The sequence below is a fragment of the Curtobacterium sp. PhB190 genome (assembly GCF_004365385.1).
Taxonomy (GTDB): domain Bacteria; phylum Actinomycetota; class Actinomycetes; order Actinomycetales; family Microbacteriaceae; genus Curtobacterium.
Map to the genome: position 1 here is coordinate 88,790 of NZ_SODN01000004.1, position 19,308 is coordinate 108,097.

22 protein-coding genes are annotated in these 19,308 nt (G+C 70.9%); 10 read left to right on the forward strand and 12 right to left on the reverse strand.

Translation table 11 applies throughout. From position 1 onward, the window contains the following. The first annotated feature begins 30 nt into the window (after positions 1 to 30). The gene (gene dapE / locus EDF47_RS07785) at positions 31 to 1,113 is read left to right on the forward strand and encodes a succinyl-diaminopimelate desuccinylase (RefSeq protein ID WP_123294103.1); all 1,083 of its coding nucleotides are present in this window, start codon (positions 31 to 33) and stop codon (positions 1,111 to 1,113) included. Beyond that, positions 1,098 to 2,342, forward strand: a complete 1,245-nt coding sequence (locus EDF47_RS07790) for a hypothetical protein (RefSeq protein ID WP_132099586.1) — start codon at positions 1,098 to 1,100, stop codon at positions 2,340 to 2,342. Before dapE ends, EDF47_RS07790 begins: the two co-directional genes overlap by 16 nt. On the opposite strand, the gene EDF47_RS07795 is transcribed toward EDF47_RS07790, so the two are convergent. After that, positions 2,321 to 3,556 (reverse strand): AI-2E family transporter, encoded by a 1,236-nt coding sequence (locus EDF47_RS07795; protein WP_243692372.1) that lies wholly within the window; start codon positions 3,554 to 3,556, stop codon positions 2,321 to 2,323. The genes EDF47_RS07790 and EDF47_RS07795 overlap by 22 nt on opposite strands. Positions 3,557 to 3,683: 127 nt before the next feature. Here EDF47_RS07795 and EDF47_RS07800 point away from each other — a divergent pair, with 127 nt between their 5' ends. The 4 genes from EDF47_RS07800 (at position 3,684) to EDF47_RS07815 (ending at position 5,804) form a co-directional block, all read left to right on the forward strand. Then, a complete protein-coding gene (locus EDF47_RS07800) occupies positions 3,684 to 3,857 on the forward strand; it encodes a DUF3117 domain-containing protein (RefSeq protein ID WP_123673120.1) in 174 nt (57 codons plus the stop codon). Between the two features lie 124 nt (positions 3,858 to 3,981). Further along, positions 3,982 to 4,710, forward strand: a complete 729-nt coding sequence (locus tag EDF47_RS07805) for an AAA family ATPase (RefSeq protein ID WP_131878351.1) — start codon at positions 3,982 to 3,984, stop codon at positions 4,708 to 4,710. 42 nt (positions 4,711 to 4,752) lie between these two features. After that, the gene (locus tag EDF47_RS07810) at positions 4,753 to 5,253 is read left to right on the forward strand and encodes a helix-turn-helix domain-containing protein (protein ID WP_123340709.1); all 501 of its coding nucleotides are present in this window, start codon (positions 4,753 to 4,755) and stop codon (positions 5,251 to 5,253) included. A gap of 2 nt (positions 5,254 to 5,255) precedes the next feature. Beyond that, the gene (locus tag EDF47_RS07815) at positions 5,256 to 5,804 is read left to right on the forward strand and encodes a PIN domain-containing protein (protein WP_131878353.1); all 549 of its coding nucleotides are present in this window, start codon (positions 5,256 to 5,258) and stop codon (positions 5,802 to 5,804) included. 2 nt (positions 5,805 to 5,806) lie between these two features. Here the strand turns inward: EDF47_RS07815 and EDF47_RS07820 are convergent, their stop codons facing one another. Further along, positions 5,807 to 6,439 (reverse strand): class I SAM-dependent methyltransferase, encoded by a 633-nt coding sequence (locus tag EDF47_RS07820; protein ID WP_123294100.1) that lies wholly within the window; start codon positions 6,437 to 6,439, stop codon positions 5,807 to 5,809. A gap of 64 nt (positions 6,440 to 6,503) precedes the next feature. Between EDF47_RS07820 and EDF47_RS07825 the strand changes: the two genes are divergently transcribed. Then, positions 6,504 to 6,878: a twin-arginine translocase TatA/TatE family subunit gene (locus EDF47_RS07825; RefSeq protein ID WP_123340711.1), complete on the forward strand. Its 375-nt coding sequence runs from the start codon at positions 6,504 to 6,506 to the stop codon at positions 6,876 to 6,878. A 94-nt stretch (positions 6,879 to 6,972) separates the two neighbouring features. Here the strand turns inward: EDF47_RS07825 and EDF47_RS07830 are convergent, their stop codons facing one another. From EDF47_RS07830 to EDF47_RS07850, 5 genes are all read right to left on the reverse strand, one after another. Then, a complete protein-coding gene (locus tag EDF47_RS07830; protein WP_165932310.1) occupies positions 6,973 to 8,259 on the reverse strand; it encodes a carbohydrate-binding protein in 1,287 nt (428 codons plus the stop codon). A gap of 167 nt (positions 8,260 to 8,426) precedes the next feature. Beyond that, positions 8,427 to 9,275: a methyltransferase gene (locus EDF47_RS07835; RefSeq protein ID WP_132099589.1), complete on the reverse strand. Its 849-nt coding sequence runs from the start codon at positions 9,273 to 9,275 to the stop codon at positions 8,427 to 8,429. Positions 9,276 to 9,285: 10 nt separating this feature from the next. Further along, complete coding sequence (locus EDF47_RS07840; RefSeq protein ID WP_123294097.1) at positions 9,286 to 10,446, reverse strand: Mrp/NBP35 family ATP-binding protein; 1,161 nt, start codon at positions 10,444 to 10,446, stop codon at positions 9,286 to 9,288. Continuing rightward, positions 10,439 to 10,939: a DUF1003 domain-containing protein gene (locus EDF47_RS07845; protein ID WP_111085044.1), complete on the reverse strand. Its 501-nt coding sequence runs from the start codon at positions 10,937 to 10,939 to the stop codon at positions 10,439 to 10,441. The genes EDF47_RS07840 and EDF47_RS07845 overlap by 8 nt, the downstream gene beginning before the upstream one ends. 52 nt (positions 10,940 to 10,991) lie before the next feature. Further along, complete coding sequence (locus EDF47_RS07850; RefSeq protein ID WP_111084991.1) at positions 10,992 to 12,311, reverse strand: CBS domain-containing protein; 1,320 nt, start codon at positions 12,309 to 12,311, stop codon at positions 10,992 to 10,994. Positions 12,312 to 12,394: 83 nt separating this feature from the next. On the opposite strand from EDF47_RS07850, the gene EDF47_RS07855 reads away from it, so the two are divergent. Continuing rightward, entirely contained in the window at positions 12,395 to 13,312 is a 918-nt protein-coding gene (locus tag EDF47_RS07855) for a general stress protein (protein WP_123938950.1), read from the forward strand. A 31-nt stretch (positions 13,313 to 13,343) separates the two neighbouring features. On the opposite strand, the gene EDF47_RS07860 is transcribed toward EDF47_RS07855, so the two are convergent. Together EDF47_RS07860 and EDF47_RS07865 are read right to left on the reverse strand one after the other, a co-directional pair. Next, on the reverse strand, positions 13,344 to 13,832 hold the full coding sequence (locus EDF47_RS07860) for a GNAT family N-acetyltransferase (protein ID WP_123294095.1): 489 nt from the start codon (positions 13,830 to 13,832) through the stop codon (positions 13,344 to 13,346). A gap of 9 nt (positions 13,833 to 13,841) precedes the next feature. Continuing rightward, the gene (locus EDF47_RS07865) at positions 13,842 to 15,326 is read right to left on the reverse strand and encodes an aminopeptidase P family protein (protein ID WP_131878359.1); all 1,485 of its coding nucleotides are present in this window, start codon (positions 15,324 to 15,326) and stop codon (positions 13,842 to 13,844) included. A 69-nt stretch (positions 15,327 to 15,395) separates the two neighbouring features. Here EDF47_RS07865 and EDF47_RS07870 point away from each other — a divergent pair, with 69 nt between their 5' ends. Continuing rightward, positions 15,396 to 16,268: a PHP domain-containing protein gene (locus EDF47_RS07870; protein WP_133936886.1), complete on the forward strand. Its 873-nt coding sequence runs from the start codon at positions 15,396 to 15,398 to the stop codon at positions 16,266 to 16,268. 189 nt (positions 16,269 to 16,457) lie between these two features. Here EDF47_RS07870 and EDF47_RS07875 read toward each other — a convergent pair whose 3' ends face one another. After that, positions 16,458 to 17,960: a DEAD/DEAH box helicase gene (locus tag EDF47_RS07875; RefSeq protein WP_131878363.1), complete on the reverse strand. Its 1,503-nt coding sequence runs from the start codon at positions 17,958 to 17,960 to the stop codon at positions 16,458 to 16,460. Positions 17,961 to 18,050: 90 nt separating this feature from the next. Here EDF47_RS07875 and EDF47_RS07880 point away from each other — a divergent pair, with 90 nt between their 5' ends. After that, positions 18,051 to 18,767 (forward strand): ferritin-like fold-containing protein, encoded by a 717-nt coding sequence (locus EDF47_RS07880; protein ID WP_235035842.1) that lies wholly within the window; start codon positions 18,051 to 18,053, stop codon positions 18,765 to 18,767. On the opposite strand, the gene EDF47_RS07885 is transcribed toward EDF47_RS07880, so the two are convergent. Further along, the gene (locus tag EDF47_RS07885) at positions 18,764 to 19,060 is read right to left on the reverse strand and encodes a hypothetical protein (RefSeq protein ID WP_131878365.1); all 297 of its coding nucleotides are present in this window, start codon (positions 19,058 to 19,060) and stop codon (positions 18,764 to 18,766) included. The genes EDF47_RS07880 and EDF47_RS07885 overlap by 4 nt on opposite strands. Positions 19,061 to 19,064: 4 nt before the next feature. After that, entirely contained in the window at positions 19,065 to 19,289 is a 225-nt protein-coding gene (locus EDF47_RS07890) for a DUF3107 domain-containing protein (RefSeq protein ID WP_111084998.1), read from the reverse strand. Between the last annotated feature and the right edge of the window lie 19 nt (positions 19,290 to 19,308).

The following is a 19,308-nucleotide window of genomic DNA, read 5'->3' on the forward strand; positions in this document are numbered from 1 at the left end:
GACGGGAGCGACGGCAGATAAGGTGACCGCATGCCGGAGCAGCTCGACCTCACCGCCTCGTCCATCGACATCACCCGTGCCATCTGCGACATCGAATCGGTGTCGGGGAACGAGCAGGCCCTCGCTGACGCGATCGAGGCGGTGCTCGCACCGCTGCCGCACCTCGAGGTGATCCGGGACGGCGACGCGATCGTCGCCCGCACGAACCTCGGCCGCGACCGCCGCGTCGTGATCGCCGGGCACATCGACACCGTGCCGCTCAACGACAACCTGCCGACCGAGTTCCGCACCGCCGAGGACGGCACCGAGATCCTGTGGGGTCGCGGCACCGTCGACATGAAGGCGGGCTGTGCAGTGCAGCTCAAGCTCGCGTACGACCTGGTCGAGCCCTCGGTCGACGTCACGTGGGTCTGGTACGACCACGAAGAGGTCAGCGACCTGCTCAACGGCCTCGGTCGTCTCGCCCGGACCCGTCCGGAACTGCTGGCCGCCGACTTCGCCATCCTGGGGGAGCCGTCCGGCGCGCAGATCGAGGGTGGCTGCAACGGCAACCTCCGCGCCGAGATCCGCACGTTCGGCAAGCGTTCGCACAGCGCCCGCAGCTGGATCGGCGACAACGCGATCCACAAGACGGCACCGATCCTCGCCACGCTGGCCGCCTACGAGCCCCGCACCGTCACGGTCGACGGGCTCGAGTACCGCGAGGGCCTCAACGCCGTCGGGATCAGCGGCGGCATCGCGGGCAACATCATCCCGGACGAGGCGATGGTGCACGTGAACTACCGCTTCGCGCCGTCGCGTTCGGCCGACGAGGCCGTGGCGCACATCCGCGAACTCTTCGACGGCTACGACGTGACCATCGTCGACCTCGCCGCCGGTGCCCGCCCCGGCCTCGACGCCCCGCTCGCGCAGGACTTCGTGTCGGCGGTCGGTGGCCCGGAGCCCCGCCCGAAGTACGGCTGGACCGACGTCGCCCGCTTCTCGGCGCTCGGGGTGCCCGCGGTCAACTACGGACCCGGCGAACCCGTCTTCGCCCACCACGACGACGAGCAGGTCCCGGTCGCGCAGATCACCGCGGTCGAGGCCGGCCTCCGTCGGTGGCTGACGGCCTGACGACGGCCGGGGCCACCCGGCCGACCCCTGCACGCACCCGTTGGCGCGCCCGCTACCGGGTGGTGCCGTGGTGGGTCCGCATCACGGTCGTCTACGTGCTCGCCCGGTTCGTCACCGGACTGATGATGCAGGCCTTCGCGAGCGTGCAGGCGGCGAACTCGTTCACCGTCCAGCACCCGGCGTACCTGTCGTTCGCGTCGATCTGGGACGGTGCCTGGTACCGCGTGATCGCGACCGGCGGCTACCCGTCGACCCTGCCCGTGGACGCGGCAGGGCACGTGACCGAGAACGCGTGGGCGTTCATGCCCGCGTACCCGTTCCTGGTGCGTGGCCTGATGCTGCTCACCGGAGCGTCGTTCGAGTTCGTCGCGGTGGCGGTCTCGCTGCTCGCCGGACTCGGCGCTGCACTCGTGTTCCGTCGCCTGATGGGGCGCTTCCTCGACCCGGCGCGGGCGACCTTCGCCACGGTGCTGTTCTGCGTCGCGCCCGTGTCGGCGATGTTCCAGGTGGCGTACGCCGAGTCGATGGGGCTGTTCCTGCTGCTCGTCGCGCTGCTGCTCATGGTCGACCGGCGGTGGTGGACGATGCTGCCCGTCGTGCTGCTGCTCGGTATGACCCGGCCGACCGGGCTCGCGTTCGCGCTGCTCGTCGTGCTGTTCGTCGGCGCCTGGGCGATCCGGCCAGCGTGGGTGCGGTCGTCGGAGCCGCTCACCCTGCGCCGCCTCGTGCCGCCCGCCGTGGTCGCGGTCGTGTCCGGACTGGTCGGCCTGGCGTGGCCGGCGATCGCCTGGGCCGTCACCGGGGTGCCCAAGGCGTACACCGACACCGAGCTCGCCTGGCGGTCGTCCTACGTCGGGTGGCAGGAGCTCGTGCCGTTCGCGCCGTGGATCCAGGGCTTCGGGTGGTGGTTCCACCAGCCCGCCGGCGGGGTCCTGCTGGCCGTCGTGGTCGTCGGCTTCGTGGCGTTCGTCTGCATGCCCGCAGCCCGGGTGATCGGGATCGAGCTGCGCCTCTGGGGCATCGCCTACGTCGTGTACCTGCTCGCCGTGTTCTTCCCGCAGTCGAGCACCTGGCGGATCCTGGTGCCGATCGCGCCGCTGCTCGGCATCGTGGCGCTGCCGCGGTCCCGCGTGTACCGGGTGGCCGTCGTGGTGGCGTTCGTCGGGCTGCAGTGGGTCTGGCTGTACTACTGCTGGTGGATCGACGGCTACGACTGGACCCCGCCGTGATCGGCACGGCGCTCACGGGCCTGGGCGCGGGCCAGGAGCCGTGCGGCGGGACCGCTCCGCTCGCGCTTCGGCACCGTCGCTGACATCGGCTCCGGGTCACCCGGCCGCCAGTTCGCCGCCGCCACGACCATCGCGTTGACGGTGGCGATGAACGGCACCGCGAAGAACGCGCCGACGACACCCGCGATCGTCGTGCCCGCGGTCACCCCGAGGACGACTCCGAGCGGGTGGACCTTGACGGCCGTGCCGGTCAGGAACGGGTGCAGGACGTGGCTCTCGAGCTGCTGCACGACCACCACGATGCCGAGCATCACGAGCGCCGGCACCCAGCCGTTGAAGACCAGGGCGATGAGCACCGCGACCGCACCGGCGACGATCGCCCCGACGACGGGGACGAACGCGCCGAAGAAGACGATCACGCCGATCGGGATCGCCAGCGGGATCTGCAGGGCGAGCGCGCCGATGGTCACGCCGAGGGCATCGGTGACGGCGACGACCAGCTGGACGCGGATGAAGCTCGTCAGCGTCTTCCAGCCGGCGTGCCCCGCGACGTCGATGCGAGCACGTGCCCGGCGCGGGAAGAGCCGGACGACCCACCCCCAGATGCGCGGGCCGTCGATGAGCACGAACAGCGTCGTGAACACGATGATGAACAGCCCCTCGAGCACGTGCACGGCGCCGGTGCCGGCGGCCTGGAACCCGGACAGGATCGTCGCGGCGTGCGCCTGCAGGTAGTCGAAGCCGTTCGACACCCACGAGTCGACGTCCTTCGCCGTGATCCCGAACGGCTCGCTGTCGAGCAGGGTCCGCAGGGACTGCACGCTGTGGTGGAGCCGGCGTTCGAGCGACGGCAGGTCGGACCGCACCTGCTCGGTGACGAGCAGCGCCAGCCCGCCGAGCGCCAGCACCAGCGCGACGAGGCTCGACAGCACCGCCGTCCACTTCGGCCACCGGTGCCGCTGCAGGAACGACGACATCGGCATGAGCAGTGCGCACACGAGCAGCGCGATGAGGAACGGCACCACGATGTCCTGCAGCAGCACGACCAGCGCCACCAGGACGGCGAGGCCGGCACCGACGACGAGGATGCGCCAGGTGAACGCCGCGCCGATCCGAAGGCCAGCGGGCACTGCGTCGTCGGACCTGCCGGTCGGCTCGGACCGGTCGGGTCGTCCGCTGGGGGACTGACGGCGCATGGAGCGGATGTTCGGCATCCGCCAAGGTTACGAACGGAACCCGCGAAGAACCGCCGATCCGACACCCCCAACCTGGGCGGTTTCGCAGTTGCCCCATCAATACGAGATAATGAGCGGGCATGTACTGCACGAAAGGGGACATCTGATGGCAGCCATGAAGCCGAGGACCGGTGACGGGCCGATGGAGGCTGTTAAGGAGGGTCGACTCATCATCGTGCGGGTTCCGCTCGAAGGAGGAGGCCGCCTGGTCGTCTCGGTCAACGATGCCGAGGCCAAGGAACTCCATGACGCACTCGCTGAGGTCGTCTCGGCCTCGTAGTCGAAAGCACCAGAACGACGGGTCCGGAGCGTGTACGCGCCGGGCCCGTCGTCTGCGTCCGGGGCGCCGCGCCGTCGGCGTGCGCGCCCGTCGCGCTGTCGGTCGCGTCCGACAGGATGGCCTCGTGCCGAGGACCTACATGCCGATCCGCCGCGTCGAGGAGTACCGCGACCCGGACCCGATGCCGCGCGACGTCTGGCCGGCGACGCTGCCCCCGGTGCGGCAGCTGCTCGACGAGGGACTCGACCTCGACCCGGTAACGGTGTTCGTCGGCGACAACGGTGCGGGCAAGTCCACCCTGATCGAGGCCATCGCGCTCCGGTTCGGCATGTCACCCGAGGGCGGCTCCACCCTGGCGAACCACTCGACGCGTCCGTCCGAGTCGTCGCTGTGGCAGCACATCGTCCTCCGCCGTGACTTCGGTGCGCCCCGCGGTGGGTTCTTCCTGCGTGCCGAGACCATGCACGGCTTCTTCACTTACCTCGAGGACAATCCCAACCACTCCCGCCCCGAGCCGGTGTTCCACGAGCGGAGCCATGGCGAGTCGTTCCTCGACTTCGTCATCGACCGCGCGCAGTGGCCGGGGCTCTGGATCCTCGACGAACCGGAGTCGGCGCTGTCCTTCTCCGGCTGTCTGACGCTCATCGCGCTGCTGCGGTCGATCGTCGACAGCGGGGTCGGGCAGGTCGTGCTCTCGACGCACTCACCGGTCCTGGCGGCGTTCCCGGGCGCGACGATCCACGAGGTCGGCGACTGGGGGTTCCGGCGCACCGAGTGGGAGGACCTCGACCTGGTGCGCAACCAGCGGTCGTTCCTCGAGTCCCCGGAGCGGTACCTGCGGCACCTCGAGTAACCGGCTACGCGTTCTTTCGGTTCTTTCGTTTAGGCTGGTCGCATGACCGTCACGACCGAGCCCGCTGACCGCCGCGCGGCATCCCGCACGTACTTCCCGGGCGATGACCGCGACGACCTCGTCGGGCTGGCGAAACTCCTGCACGAGATCGAGCGCGAGGCCCTCGCCGGTGGCGTGGCCGAGCTCCGAGCGCCGGACGGACGGGTCCGGACGATCCCTGCCGAGGTCTTCGAGGTCCTCGAGCAGGTCGCCGATGCGCTCGCGAGTGGGAGCGGGGTCACGGTCGCTCGGAACGACACGCAGATGACCACGCAGCAGGCGGCTGAATTCCTCGGGGTGTCGCGTCCGACGCTCGTGAAGTACCTCGAGGACGGCGCGATCTCCTTCGAGCGGCGCGGGCGGCACCGGCGCGTCCTGCTCCGGGACCTGGTGTCGTTCCAGGACCACTTCCGCAATCGACGCCGCAGCGCGCTGCGCGAGGCCGCGCGGGAAGGCCAAGCGCTCGAACGTCAGCAGCGCGGTGACGGGCCGGCGGAGCGCTGACCGTGGCGTTCCCCGCGTTCTTCGACGCGTGCGCGATCTACGGGATCACCCTCTCGGACCTCCTGCTCCGACTGGCCGATGACGGGGTCTTCCGGCCGCTGTGGTCTGAGCCGGTCCTTGACGAGGTCCGGCGGAACGCCGTCGAGGCGGGTGTCTCGCCGAGCGGGATCGACCGACGGTTGTCGATGATGCGGAAGTACTTCCCGGATGCGCTCGTCACTGGCCACGAGGATCTGGCTGAGGGGCTGACGTGTGACCCGAAGGACCGCCACGTGCTCGCAGCCGCGGTGCGTGCCGGCGCGGACGTGCTCGTGACCTTCAACCTGCGGGACTTCCCGCCGGCATCACTCGCTGTACTCGACGTCGAGACGGTCCACCCGGACGACTTCCTGCTCGACCAACTCGACCTGTTCCCCGGCGTCGTGACCCGGGTCCTCCGCGAGCTCGCCGAGGACTACGTGGACCCGCCGCAGTCGGTCGAGGACATCCTGGACACCCTCCGTCGCGCGGGCGTCCCACGCTTCGCCGACGACGTCCGACGGTACCTCTGACGCTACGCGGTGACCTTCGTCAGCTGCAGCAGCCCGTCACCAGCCGGCGAGAGCGCACTGCGCACCGCACCCGACGTCGACACCTCGGTGAGCAGCAGCCGGAAGTCGGTCGTCGCCCGGTCGCGCTTGACCGGGTCGGCGACGCGTCCGCGCCACAGGGCGTGCGGCACCAGGACGGTCCCGCCGAGGCGTGCGAGCCGCAGCCCGTGCTCGACGTACTCGATGACGTGCTCGGGGTCGGCATCGACCAGGACGACGTCGTACGACGCCTCGTTCATCCGGGGGAGCACCTGGTTCGCGCGGCCCGGGATGAGCCGGATCCGAGCGGGGGCGGTGCCGGCGCTGATGTAGGCGTCGCGGGCGAACTGCTGGTGGTCGACCTCGACGTCGATCGTGGTCAGGGTCGCGTCCGGCGCGCCGCCGAGCAGGTACAGCCCGGAGACTCCCAGGCCCGTCCCGATCTCGATGATGCTCGTTGCTCGGGAGGCTGCGGCGATGACGCCGATCTGCGCGCCGATCGCGGGCGAGATCGCCTCGACACCGAGCTCCAGGGAGTGCTCACGAGCGCGGGCGATCGCCTCGGACTCCGAGACGATGTCCTCGGCGAACTTCCAGTTCGACTCTTTCTCTGACACGCACACTCCGTTCGGTTGACAACTCTAGGGGTGCATCGGAGCCGTACGGGTTAGGCTCGCTCACGTGAACATCCCGCTCGACAAGATCCTGATCATCGGGATCATTGCCGTGCTCCTGCTCGGGCCGCAGCGCCTGCCGATGTACGCCCAGAAGTTGGCCGAGTTCGTGAAGGCCGTCCGCCGGTTCGCCGACACCGCGAAGGAGCGGATGCGCGACGAGATGGGCCCCGAGTTCGACGACATCGAGTGGCAGAAGCTCGACCCGCGACAGTACGACCCCCGCCGGATCATCCGCGATGCGCTCCTCGACTCCGGCGGCGCCAGCAGCGCCGCCGCGGTCCAGACCGCGCAGGTGACCGCCTCCAAGGTGCGCGCGACGGCTCCCGTCGTGCCGCTGGCCGCGGGAGAAGCGCCACCGTTCGACGCGGAAGCGACCTGACGCCCGTCACGTGACCACCTGACGGACGGGAGGCCCGGTGCCAGCTGGCACCGGGCCTCCCGTCGTCGGTATGGTGACGACTACTTCAGGTCGACTACTTCAGGTCGGCGAGGAAACGATCTGTCCAGGCGAGTGCCGCTGCGCTCGGGACGGAGCTGCAGGTGGACGACGCCGTCGTCGAGGCGCAGGGCGTGTCGCGGTCGAGCGACCAGTAGTGGATCCCGGCGAGGCCGTTCGCCTTCGCGTAGGCGGACAGGGTGTCGACGTCGGCGAGGGTGAAGACCTCGTCGGTGGTGTCGTTGACGCCGATCATCGGGGTGACCTCGATCTTCGACGACGCGATGCCGTACGTGTGCTGCAGGTTCGTGACGGCCTGGATCGAGGACTTGCCCATCTGGCAGGTGGAGCCGGAGAGCACGCAGTTCGCGGTGGTCGCGCGGCCGAAGTCCATCGTCATGAGGTTGATCGTGTAGTTCGTCAGGGTCGACGCCTTGATCGCCTTCACGGTGGCGTCGCCGGTGCTGTTCAGCCCGCCGTACGAGCCGTCGCTGGCGGCCAGGGTCGCGAGCGTGAACGAGAAGCGCATGCCCGGGTACTTCGCCTGGGCGAGGGCTGCGGCGCTCACGAGGTTCTGCACGTCGGCGGCCGACTGACCGCTCTCGATGTCGAAGTCGACGCCGATCATGTGCGGGGTCGCGTACCGGGCGATGAACGACTGCAGTGCGGCGCCCGAGCACTTGAACGAACCGGCGGCTCCACCGGTGCTGATGATGTAGTTCACCCCGGCGGCGTCGAGCTTCGGGATGTTGGCGTTCGCGAAGGCATCCGCCGCGACGCCACCCCAGTTCTCGCTGCCGCACGTGCCGGTCGCGAAGGCGAGGGTGATCGCCTTGAGGCCGGGCTCCCGGGTCGACACCAGGCTGTTGCTCGAGCCGACCACCGGGATCCGCGTCCCGGTGACCGCGGTGTTCATGACGTTCGTGTTCCAGTCGAGGTTCACGGTGATGTCCTTGTACGGGCTGAACACCAGTCCGCTGGCCGTGCCGCCGCTCCCGCCCGTGCCGGGGGTCGTCGTCCCCCCACCGGGAGGAGTGGTGCCGCCGCCCGTGCCGGAGCAGGCGCCGGTCGACGTCCACGGCTGGCCGCTGCCCGTTGCCCCGGCGTGCGTCGCGGGGTCATCGCCCTGCGTCCACCAGTTCGCGGTGTAGTTCGATCCGTTCTCGCTGACGGTGGCACCGCCGGAGTACGCGGTGCCGGCGGTCCACGCGGTCGCGCACGACGGTGTCGCGGCGATGGCCGGTGCTGCGGCGAGGGATCCGCCGGCGATCACTGCGGCGACGGTGGCCACGAGGCCGATCCGTACTCGGGTGTTCTGGTTCACACGGTTCTCCTGTCCTCGGCCGGACGTCGTCGTCCGGCGGGTGGAGCCCAGGCGGTCACATTCCGCAAGGGCATTGTGCAATGCCCTTGCATAATGCTCCGGGGTGGAACGACCTGTCCATGAACGAACGTACAGGCGTGCGCCGAGCGGATGGCAGGCGCCCGTCGTCAATCGCGGGTGGCGACGATCGTGTACGTCAGGGGAACACGGTCGCGGTCAGCGTCGGGCCACGCCCACGAGCCGTCGCCGGTGTCCTCCATGCGGGGAGTGAAGCGCCAGGGCAGGGTGCGCCCCTCGTCCAGGCGGCGGAGTCGGAGTCCGGCGCCGAGCAGCGCGTTCACGATCTCGGACAGCGGGTGCGGCCATTCGAACGTGCGGGTGTTCGCCACGGTGCCGTCGCCGGCGTAGGTGCCGGCGTCGTCCCACTGCTGCGCGGTGCCGTCCGGGAAGTACCGGTACCGGGTGACGAGCTCGTCGGCGGTCTCGTCGAGGCCGTAGAGCGCGGGGTGGCCGTCGCGGATGAAGAACACCCCGCCCGGGCGCAGCAAGCCGGCGACCTGTGCGGCCCAGCGGTCGAGGTCGGGGAGCCAGCAGATCGTGCCGATGCTCGTGTAGACGACGTCGAAGTCGCCGGAGACGGCAGCGCGGGCGTCGAGCACGTCGGTCTCCACCCAGGTGACGTCGAGGCCGAGCCGCGTCGCGAGGCCGGCGGCGGAGGCGAGCGCCGCGGGGGAGAAGTCGACGCCGGTGAGCCGGGCTCCCTCGCGGGCGAGCGAAACGGTGTCGGTGCCGATGTGGCACTGCAGGTGGCAGACGTCGAGGCCGGCGAGCGAGCCGTTCGGCAGCCACGGCGTCAGGGCCGGCAGGTCGTCGCGCACGACGTCCGAGCGGTGCGCCGGGTCGGACAGCTCGTCGACGGCGTAGGCGCCCTCGTGGATCGGCACCCGGTCGTCCCAGTTCGCCCGGTTCGTGTCGCGGGCGCGGTCCCAGTCGACGCTGACGTGATCCATGCTCATGCTGACGAGCCTAGGACAGCGACAGCCCCAGCTTCCGCCCGGCCAGTCCGCGCCCCATCGTCGTGATGCCGTCGGCGATCGCGGCGAGGGCGACTGCCGCGGGGTCCTCCGGCGCGCCGAGCACGACCGGCAGGCCGGTGTCCCCGCCCTCGCGGAGCGGCACGGACAGCGGCACGCTGCCGAGCACCGGCACGGGGGCGTCCTGGCCGCGGGAGAGCCGTGCGGCGGTCTCGGCGCCACCGCCCTCGCCGAACAGGTGCAGGACCGAGCCGTCGGGCTGCACGAGCCCGGCCATGTTCTCGATGACCCCGATCACCCGCTGGCCCGTCTGGCGTGCGACGATCCCGCTGCGCTCGGCGACGTCGGCCGCAGCGGCCTGGGGTGTGGTGACGACCAGGACCTCGGCGTGGGGGAGGAGCTGGCCGACCGAGATCGCGACGTCGCCGGTACCGGGCGGCAGGTCGAGCAGGAGCACGTCCAGGTCGCCGAAGAACACGTCGGTCAGGAACTGGTTCACGGTGCGGTGCAGCATCGGGCCACGCCAGGAGACCGCGGTGGAGGCGTCGTCGACGAACATCCCGATCGACACGACCTTCACGTCGTGGGCGACGGGCGGCAGGATCATGCTGTCCACCCGGGTCGGCCGCGGCGCGACGCCGTGCTCGTCGGTCAGTCCCATCAGCCCGGGGATGCTGAAGCCGTGCACGTCGACGTCGACGATCCCGACCCGCAGGCCCCGGCGGGCGAGCGCGACGGCGAGGTTGGCGGTGACCGTCGACTTGCCGACACCACCCTTGCCGCTCGTGACGGCGATCACCCGGGTGAGCGAGTCCGCCGTGAACTGGATGCCGTTCGGCCGGCCGGCCCGCAGGCGTTCGGTCAGCGCGGCACGCGTCGCGGGGGCCATCACCGACACGTCGACGTCGACCGACGACACCCCGTCCACGGAACCGGCGGCGACGCGCACGTCGCGCTCGATGGTGTCGGCGGCGGGGCACCCCACGATCGTGAGCTGCAGGTCGACGCGCACAGCGCCTCCTGGCTGCACGTCGACCCCACGGATCATGTCGAGCTCCGTGACGGGCCGACGGATCTCGGGGTCGATCACGCGGCCGAGCGCAGCGAGGACCGCCGTGCCCAGCTGCTCGTCGGCGGGAGCCGCGTCAGCCACGGGTGGAGCTGCCGGGCTCGTTCGCGTAGCCGGCGTCGTCGGCGTCGCGCCGGTCGAGTTCCTCGAGCAGCGACCGCAACTCGGCACGGATGAAGTCCTTCGACGCCATGTCGCGCATCGCCAGCCGGAGCGCGACGACCTCGCGCGCCAGGTACTCGGTGTCCGCCAGGTTGCGCTCCGCACGCTGCCGGTCCTGCTCGAACTGCACGCGGTCGCGGTCGTCCTGCCGGTTCTGCGCGAGCAGGATGAGCGGGGCGGCGTACGAGGCCTGCAGCGACAGCACCAGGGTCAGTGCGGTGAAGCCGATCGCGGCGGAGTCGAACTGCCACGGCTTCGGCGCGAGGGTGTTGTACCCCATCCAGACCACACAGAACAGGGTGAGGCCGATGAGGAACCACGGCGTTCCCATGCCCCGTGCGATGCCCTCGGTCGCGCGACCGAACGTGTCACCGCGTCCGCCACGACGGCGGGTCGGGAGCACGCGCGTGCGCATGCCCTTGGGGGAGTCGAGGCGGACGTCCGAGCGCTCGCGATCACGACGGTTCTCATCCGTTCGGGCCACGGGTGGTCCTCCTTCCCGTCGTCACGGGTGTCTTGCGCGGGCGTTGGCGTGGAAGCGGTGAGGGTTCCCCCTCGCCCTGACTTCGCCAGTCGTCCGGCAGGACGTGGTCGAGGACATCGTCGATCGTCACCACCCCGACGAGGCGGTGGGCGTCGTCGACCACGGGGACGGACAGCAGGTTGTAGGTCGCCATCACGCGGGTGACCTCGGCGGCGCTCGCGTCGACCCGGACCGGCTCGGTCTGCTGGTCGATGAGCGTGCCGAGCCGTTCGTTCGGCGGGTAGCGGAGCATGCGCTGGAAGTGCACCAGCCCGAGGAACCGACCGGTCGGCGGCTCGTACGGCGGCAGCGTGACGCACACCGCGGCGCCGAGCACCGGGGCGAGGTCGTGTCGGCGGACGAGTGCGAGCCCCTCGGCGACGGTCGCGTCGGCGGAGACGATGACGGGCTCGGTGGTCATCAGACCACCGGCGGTGTCCGGCTCGTACTCCAGGAGCATGCGGACGTCCTGCGCCTCCTCCGGCTCCATGAGCTGCAGGAGCGCTTCGCTCCGTTCGTCGGAGAACTGCGCGAGCACGTCGGCGGCGTCGTCCGGTTGCATCTGGTCGAGGACGTCGGCCGCGCGTGAGTCCTCGAGCCGCGACAAGATCTCGACGCGCTCCTGGTCGGGCATCTCCTCGAGCACGTCGGCCAGCCGGTCGTCGGGGAGTTCCTCGGCGACCTCGAACCGGCGTTCCTCCGGCAGGTCGAGCAGCGTGCTCGCCAGGTCCGCGGGGACGAGGTCGGAGTACGCCGCGATGACGTGCTCGGCGGACTGGGCCTCGCCGGGGAGCTCGTCCTCGGTGACCTCGTTCCACGTCGCAAACGTCGTCGGGCCCTTGCCGAACGGCGACGGCGTGGTCTTCGGCTTGCGGAGGAAGAGCTGCGCGACCTCCCAGTCGCCCTGCCCGCGGTCCTCGATCGCGACGTCCTCGATGGTGGCGCGGATGCGCTGGTTCTTGATGAGCACCTTGCGACCGAGCATCTCGGCGATCACCCGGACCTCGCCGCCGCGCTGCTCGAAGCGGCGCATGTTGACGAGCCCGGTGGTGATGACCTGGCCGGCGCCGATCGAGGTGATGCGGCCGACGCTGACGAAGATGCGGCGCTTGCCCGGCACCTCGACGATCAACCCCACGACGTGCGGGGGATCGGCCCGGCGGTAGACCACCAGGACGTCCCGGACCTTGCCCACGCGGTCGCCCGCGGGGTCGAAGACGGAGCACCCGGCGAGGCGGGCGACGAAGACCTTCGTGGCGCTCACCCGACCCAGCGTAGTCGGTTGCGTGCTGGCGCTTCCCCGGCGGTGCACGTGCGATTGCAAGGTGCGCGGTGAATGATGGCTGTGTGAGCAATCAGAGTCCCTTCGCCGGCAGGACCGCCCAGGCCTTCCCGACGCTGCCCAAGGGCGACGTCCTCGGCACGTACGACAGCTACCCCGATGCGCAGCGCGTCGTGGCGAAGCTCGCCGACGCCGACTTCCCGGTCAACCAGCTCTCGATCGTGGGCAACGACCTGAAGACCGTCGAGCGCGTCACCGGCAAGATGACCTACGGCCGTGCGGCGATCGCCGGAGCACTGTCCGGTCTCTGGCTCGGCATCTTCTTCGGCATCGTGCTCACCCTGTTCTCGCCGAGCTCCGGCGGCCTGATCCTCGCCGCCGCGATCATCGGCGCCGCGTTCGGCATGCTCTACGGCATCGTCTCGTTCGCGATCACCAAGCGACAGCGCGACTTCACGAGCGTCCACCAGGTGCTCGCCACGAACTACCAGATCGTCGTCAACCCGCAGCTGACCGGTCAGGCGCAGCGGATCCTGGGTGAGCACGGTGCGACGCCGTCCACGCACTGGAACGAGCAGCCCCAGCAGGGCGCTCCCGGCGCACCGGTGCAGGGACAGCAGCCGTGGCGTCCCGCCCCGCCGCAGCAGCAGTCGCCGTACGGCGGACACGCCACACCCCACCAGCAGCCAGGAGGCCCGCAGCAGCCCGGCACGTCGGCTCCCGGCGCGCAGACGGATGCGCCCACGGCGCCGGGTGCGTCGAGCGCGCCGCGGTACGGCACGAACGACGGGCCCCGGTACGGCGAGAACGCGGACCCGTCCGCTGCCGCCCCCGCCGACCGACCCACCTCGGGTGGGCCGGCGATCCCCGAGCGTCGTCCGCAGGACCCGCCGCAGTACGGCGAGCGGGTGCCCGGTGCGACGCCGCCGGCACCGTCGTCTTCGTCGACCCCGTCGTCCCCGAAGGGCGACGAGCGCGCCTGACGCCTGCGTGCTCGGGGCCGGTGTGCTCGGGCTACAGCACCTTCGAGTAGCAGATCGACAGCGGGGCGCCGACGTACGGGCCGAAGTTGGCGATGCGCGTGAAGCCCTCGCGCTCGTAGAACCCGACGGCGCGCTTCTGCTCGTTCCCCGTCTCGAGCACGAGCGCCGGTGACCCGAGGTCCAGCGCGGCCTCTTCGAGCCGACGCAGCAGCGCGGCCGCCACACCCGAGCCGCGGGACTCCGGCCGGACGTACATGCGCTTGATCTCGGTGATGCCGTCGTCGACGACCCGCAGTCCGCCGCAGGCCAGCGGAGTGCCGGCCTCGTCGCGCGCCAGGAAGAACACCGCGATGGAGTCTGCCGTCGGCTTCTCGCCGGGTTCGGTGTCGCCGCCGTAGGCACGGTCGATCTCCAGGCGCTGCGCGGCTCGGAGTCGCTGCGCGTCGGGGGAGTCGAAGTGCTCGACCTCGATCGAGAACTGCGGCGTGCGGGAGTCGGTGGAGGCGTCGGGCGTCGTCACCCGCTCAGGCTAGCGGCCGGAGCGGGCGATCCACCCCTCCACTTCCGAGGGGGTCCGGGGGATGCCGATCGACAGGTTCTCGGCCCCGTCCTCGGTGACCAGGATGTCGTCCTCGATCCGGACACCGATGCCGCGGAACTCCTCGGGCACCGTCAGGTCGTCCTGCTGGAAGTACAGACCGGGCTCGATCGTGAACACCATGCCGGGCTGCACGACGCCGTCGATGTACATCTCGCGACGGGCCTTCGCGCAGTCGTGCACGTCGAGGCCGAGGTGGTGGCTCGTGCCGTGCACCATGTAGCGGCGGTGGAACTGGTTGTCCGGCTCGAGCGACTCTTCCGCCGAGACGGGCAGGAAGCCCCACTCGGCGGTCTTGCGGGCGATGACCTCCATCGCGGTGGCGTGCACCTGGCGGAACGTGATGCCCGGCTTGACGATGGCGAACGCGGCGTCGGCCGCCTCGAGCACGGCGTCGTAGACCATGCGCTGCACGGGGGAGAACGTGCCGCTGACCGGCAGCGTGCGGGTGATGTCGGCCGTGTAGAACGAGTCGACCTCGACCCCGGCGTCGATGAGGATCAGGTCACCCGGCTGCACGGCGCCGTCGTTCCGGGTCCAGTGCAGGATGCAGGCGTGGTGGCCCGAGGCGGCGATCGTGTCGTAGCCGACCGTGTTGCCGTCTGCACGAGCCCGGCGGTTGAAGGTGCCCTCGACGATGCGCTCGCCCCGCTGGTGTGCCAGGACGGCGTCGAAGTCGGCGATCACGTCGTCGAAGCCGTGCTTCGTCGCGTCGACGGCCTTGCGGAGCTCGCCCACCTCGTACGCGTCCTTCACCAGGCGCTGCTCGGACAGGTCGCGGGCGAGGACGTCGTCGGTCGCCGGTGCGTCGTCGGTCTCCGGCGCGCCGCCGACGGCGCTGCCGAGTCGTGCGTCGAGGGTGCGGGTCAGGTCGTCGTCGGCCTCGCGCACGAGCAGCGCCGAGGCGTCGAGCCCGTCGGCGACGTCCGAGAAGGAGCCGAGGTCGGCCGTGGCCAGCCCGAGGTCGGCGGCGACGGCGTCGAGCGAGGGACGCGGGCCGACCCAGAACTCGCCGATCTCGGGGTTCGCGTAGAACTCTTCCGACTCACGACCGGCCGTGGCGCGGAAGTAGAGCGTGGCGTCGTGCCCGGAGCCGTTCGGCGTCATCACGAGGACGGAGCCGACGACCGTGTCGGTGCCCCACCCGGTCAGGTGCGCGAACGTGGAGTGCGGGCGGAAGGGGTAGTCGCAGTCGTTCGAGCGGACCTTGGCCTGCCCGGCGGGGACGACGATCGTGCGGCCCGGGTGCAGCTCGGAGATGCGGGCCCGACGCTCGGCGGCGAAGGCGGCCTGCTCGCGGGGCTCGGGGATCGTCTGCTCGCGGTCGGCCCACTGCGACCCGATGAAGTCCTTGAAGGTCGAGGACCCGGGGGTCGTGGATCGGTTGCTCGTCGCGCGGGGAGTCGTGTCGGCCATGCCCCCATCATCGCACCGCGCTGCACCGGCGTCCTGTGCGGCCCCTCACCTGTGGATAGCATTGTCGACGTGCCCGACCCGTTCATCGACCTGCACGCGCACTCGAGTGTCTCCGACGGCACCGAGCGACCCGCGGAGCTCGTCCGAGCGGCCGCGGCCGCCGGCCTGGACGCCGTCGCGCTGACCGACCACGACACGACCGCCGGCTGGGCCGACGCGTCCAGGTCCGCGCACGAGCTGCCGTTGACGCTCCTGCCGGGTCTCGAGCTCAGCACGCGCATCGGCTTCCGCAGCGTGCACGTCCTCGGCTACCTGGTCGATCCACACGACCCGGGCCTCGTCGAGGAGACCGACCGCATCCGCTCCGGCCGCCTCTCCCGCGCGCACCGCATGGTCGACCGCATCGGCGAGGACCACCCGATCACCTGGGCCGACGTCCTGGCGCAGGCGAGCCCCGGGGCCACCATCGGCCGCCCGCACATCGCCGACGCGCTCGTCGCGCGGGGCCTCGAGTCCGACCGGAGCGCGGCGTTCCGCGGCATCCTGCACCCGGCGTCCGGCTACTACGAACCGCACGAGGCGCCGTCGCCCCTGCGCGGCGTCGAACTCATCCGACAGGCGGGTGGTGTGCCGGTCATCGCGCACCCGGCAGCCTCGTCGCGGGGGATCGTCATCGACGAGCCGATGCTCCGCGACCTCGTCGACGCCGGGCTCGGCGGGCTCGAGGTCGACCACCGCGAGAACATCGCGCACGGCAAGCGCACCCTGCTCGACTGGGCGTCGCGCTACGGCCTGTTCGTCACCGGTTCGAGCGACTACCACGGCACGGGCAAGCCGAACCGGCTCGGCGAGCACCGGACGGCTCGGGTCGCGTTCGACGCCATCCTGTCCGAGGCCACCGGCAGCGCCCCCGTGGTCGGCCCCGGCTCGCGCCTGTCCTGACGCAGTCCTGACCCGTCGCGCTGTCTCACCGAAGCGACAGATCTCGCTCGGCGCGGCCTGACCCCTTCGCGAAAGCGACAGATTCCCGCCGACGGTTCGCGGCAATCTGTCGCTTTCGCGGGGGCAGTCGGCAGGTGAGGACGACGAAGGGCCCGTCGCGTCAGCGACGGACCCTTCGGTCTGGAGGCGCTACTCGCCGTCCGACGAACCCTGCGGTGCCGAGGCGGTCGCCGAGGCATCGCCGGTGCCGGCTCCGCGACGGCGGCGACGGCGGCGACGCTTCGCGGCGCCGTCGGTGGTCCCGCCCTCGGTGGCCGACGAGTCGTCGGTGGGCGCGGAGGTCGGAGCCGCGGACTCGGTGGCGGGAGCCTGCGAGGCGGGCTGCTCCGAGCCTCCTGACCGGGTGCGGCTGCGCGACCGCGAACGCGACGCGTCACGCGGACCGGAGGCCGGACGGTCGCTGCTGCGCTTCTCGGCGGGGGCACCGGCCGACGCGGCGTGCGACGAGGCACCGGGCAGACGGCCCTTGGTGCCCTTCGGGATGTCGAGTTCCTCGAACAGGTGCGGCGACGACGAGTAGGTCTCGACGGGCTCGGGGATACCGAACTCGAGGGCCTTGTCGATCAGCGTCCACTTGTGCAGGTCGTCCCAGTCGACGAACGTGACCGCGATGCCGGTCTTGCCGGCACGGCCGGTACGACCGGCGCGGTGCAGGTAGGTGTCCGGGTCGTCCGGGATCGTGTGGTTGATGACGTGCGTGACGTCGTCCACGTCGATGCCGCGGGCGGCGACGTCGGTGGCGATGAGCACATCACGCTTGCCGGCCTTGAAGGCGGCCATCGCGCGCTCGCGCTGCTCCTGGTTGAGGTCACCGTGCACCGCTGCGGCGTTGAACCCGCGGTCCTTGAGCTCCTCGACGAGCTTCGCCGCCGCACGCTTGGTGCGGGTGAAGATCACGGTCTTGCCGCGGCCCTCGGCCTGGAGGATGCGGGCGATGACCTCGTCCTTGTCCAGGGAGTGCGCGCGGTAGATGAGGTGCTTGATGTTGGCCTGCATGAGGCCCTCGTCCGGGTCGGTCGCCCGGATGTGCACCGGACGGCTCATGAACCGGCGGGCGAGGGCGACGATCGGCGCGGGCATCGTGGCCGAGAACAGCATCGTGTGCCGCACCTCGGGGATGGCCTGGAAGATGCGCTCGATGTCCGACAGGAAGCCCAGGTCGAGCATGCGGTCGGCCTCGTCGAGGACGACTTCCTGCACGTGGGACAGGTCGAGGAGTCGCTGGCGCTGCAGGTCGATGAGGCGCCCGGGCGTGCCGACGACGATCTGGGCGCCGGCCTTGAGCTGCTCGATCTGGCCCTCGTACGCCTTGCCGCCGTAGATCGCCGCGACGGTGGTCGGGCGGTTCGAGGTGGCGACCTCGAGGTCCTCGGTCACCTGGACCGCGAGTTCGCGGGTCGGGACGACGACGAGGGCCTTGACGCCGGGCGCCGGGTCGGCACCGAGGCGCTGGATGAGGGGGAGGCCGAACCCGAAGGTCTTGCCGGTACCGGTCTTGGCCTGGCCGATGATGTCCTGGCCGGTGAGGGCGAGCGGGATCGTCTGCTGCTGGATCGGGAAGGGCTCGAGGATGCCCTTGCCCGCGAGCGCGTCGACGATGTCCTGCTCGATGGAGAGGTCTGCGAAAGTCAAAGAATCACCTTAGTTCTGGTGGAAGTCCGGGCCAGTCTACCGATGGGCGGGTGGAGCGGGGCGCGAGGCGGTTCCCGCTATGCTCTCCGGGTGGTGTCGTGGTGGAACCGGAAGCGCGCGGCGCAGCTCGCAGCAGCGTGGCTCGCGTCGCGGAACCCGCGCAACGCAAGCCAGGTCAAGCGTCTGGCGCTCGACGACGTCACCCCCGAGCTCGACGTCTACCTGGGCCAGGCCGCGTACCTGCAGCTCTCCGTCTACGAGACGATGGGTCGTGCCGGTGCCTCGGCGCCGACGCTGTCCGGTCGCCTGGTGACGGGTGTGCTCGCGACGACGGCGCTCGACCGGCACCGCACGATCGTCGCCGAGATCGAACGCAACGGGTCGGACCCGGCGGAACTGATGGCGCCGCACCGCGAGGCGATCGACCGGTTCCTCGAGCGCACGAGCGGCGCCGACTGGTACGAGTCGATGCTGACCGGCTACGTCACGGCCGGCATCCTGAACGACCTGTTCGGCAACCTGCTGCGGTCGCTGCCGAACGACGTGCGGCAGCGGTTGCGCTCCGTGTTCGACGCGCGTGAGGAACCCGCGGTCGTCGAGGAACTGACCGCCCGCATCGAGGACGACCCCGAGGTCGGTTCGCGCTTGGCGATGTGGGGCCGGCGTCTGGTCGGCGACACCCTGCTCGTGGCGCGGTCGGCACTGGCGTCGCACGCGCGCGAGGACCAGGAGCGGCTCGAGCCGGTCTGGACCGAACTGATCGCGGCGCACACCCGTCGGATGGACGCGCTCGGCCTGACGGCTTAGGCCCCGCGGGCCTTGAGTCGTTCGTAGTACTCGAGGTCGCTCTTGTCGCGGCGCGTCCCGAGCAGCCACTCGACGACCAGGGCGACGACGCCCGCACCGACCAGGGCCACGACCCAGATCCAGGTGGCGTCGTACCGCCACCCGGCCCAGGTCAGCGCCTCCCACAGCACGGCAGCGGCGATGCCGCCCACGGCGGGCCCGATCAGGACGCCACGACTGGCGCGCCAGGGCAGGACCACGTGCGCGATCCCGCCGATGATCAGGCCGCCGAGGACGGCGAAGAGCAGTTCCACGTCGTCAGGCGACGAAGCCGATGCGGCGTGCCTCTTCCGCGCCGACCTCGACGTACGCCAGGGCGGCGACCGGAACGATGAAGCGACGGCCCTTCTCGTCCTGGAGCGACAGGTGCGTCGCCTTCGACGCGAGGGCCTCAGACACGGCCTTCTCGATCTCGTCGGCGGTCTGGGCGGTCTCGAACGCGATCTCGCGCGGGCTGTTGATGATGCCGATCTTGATGTCCACGAGCACAGCGTATCCGAGC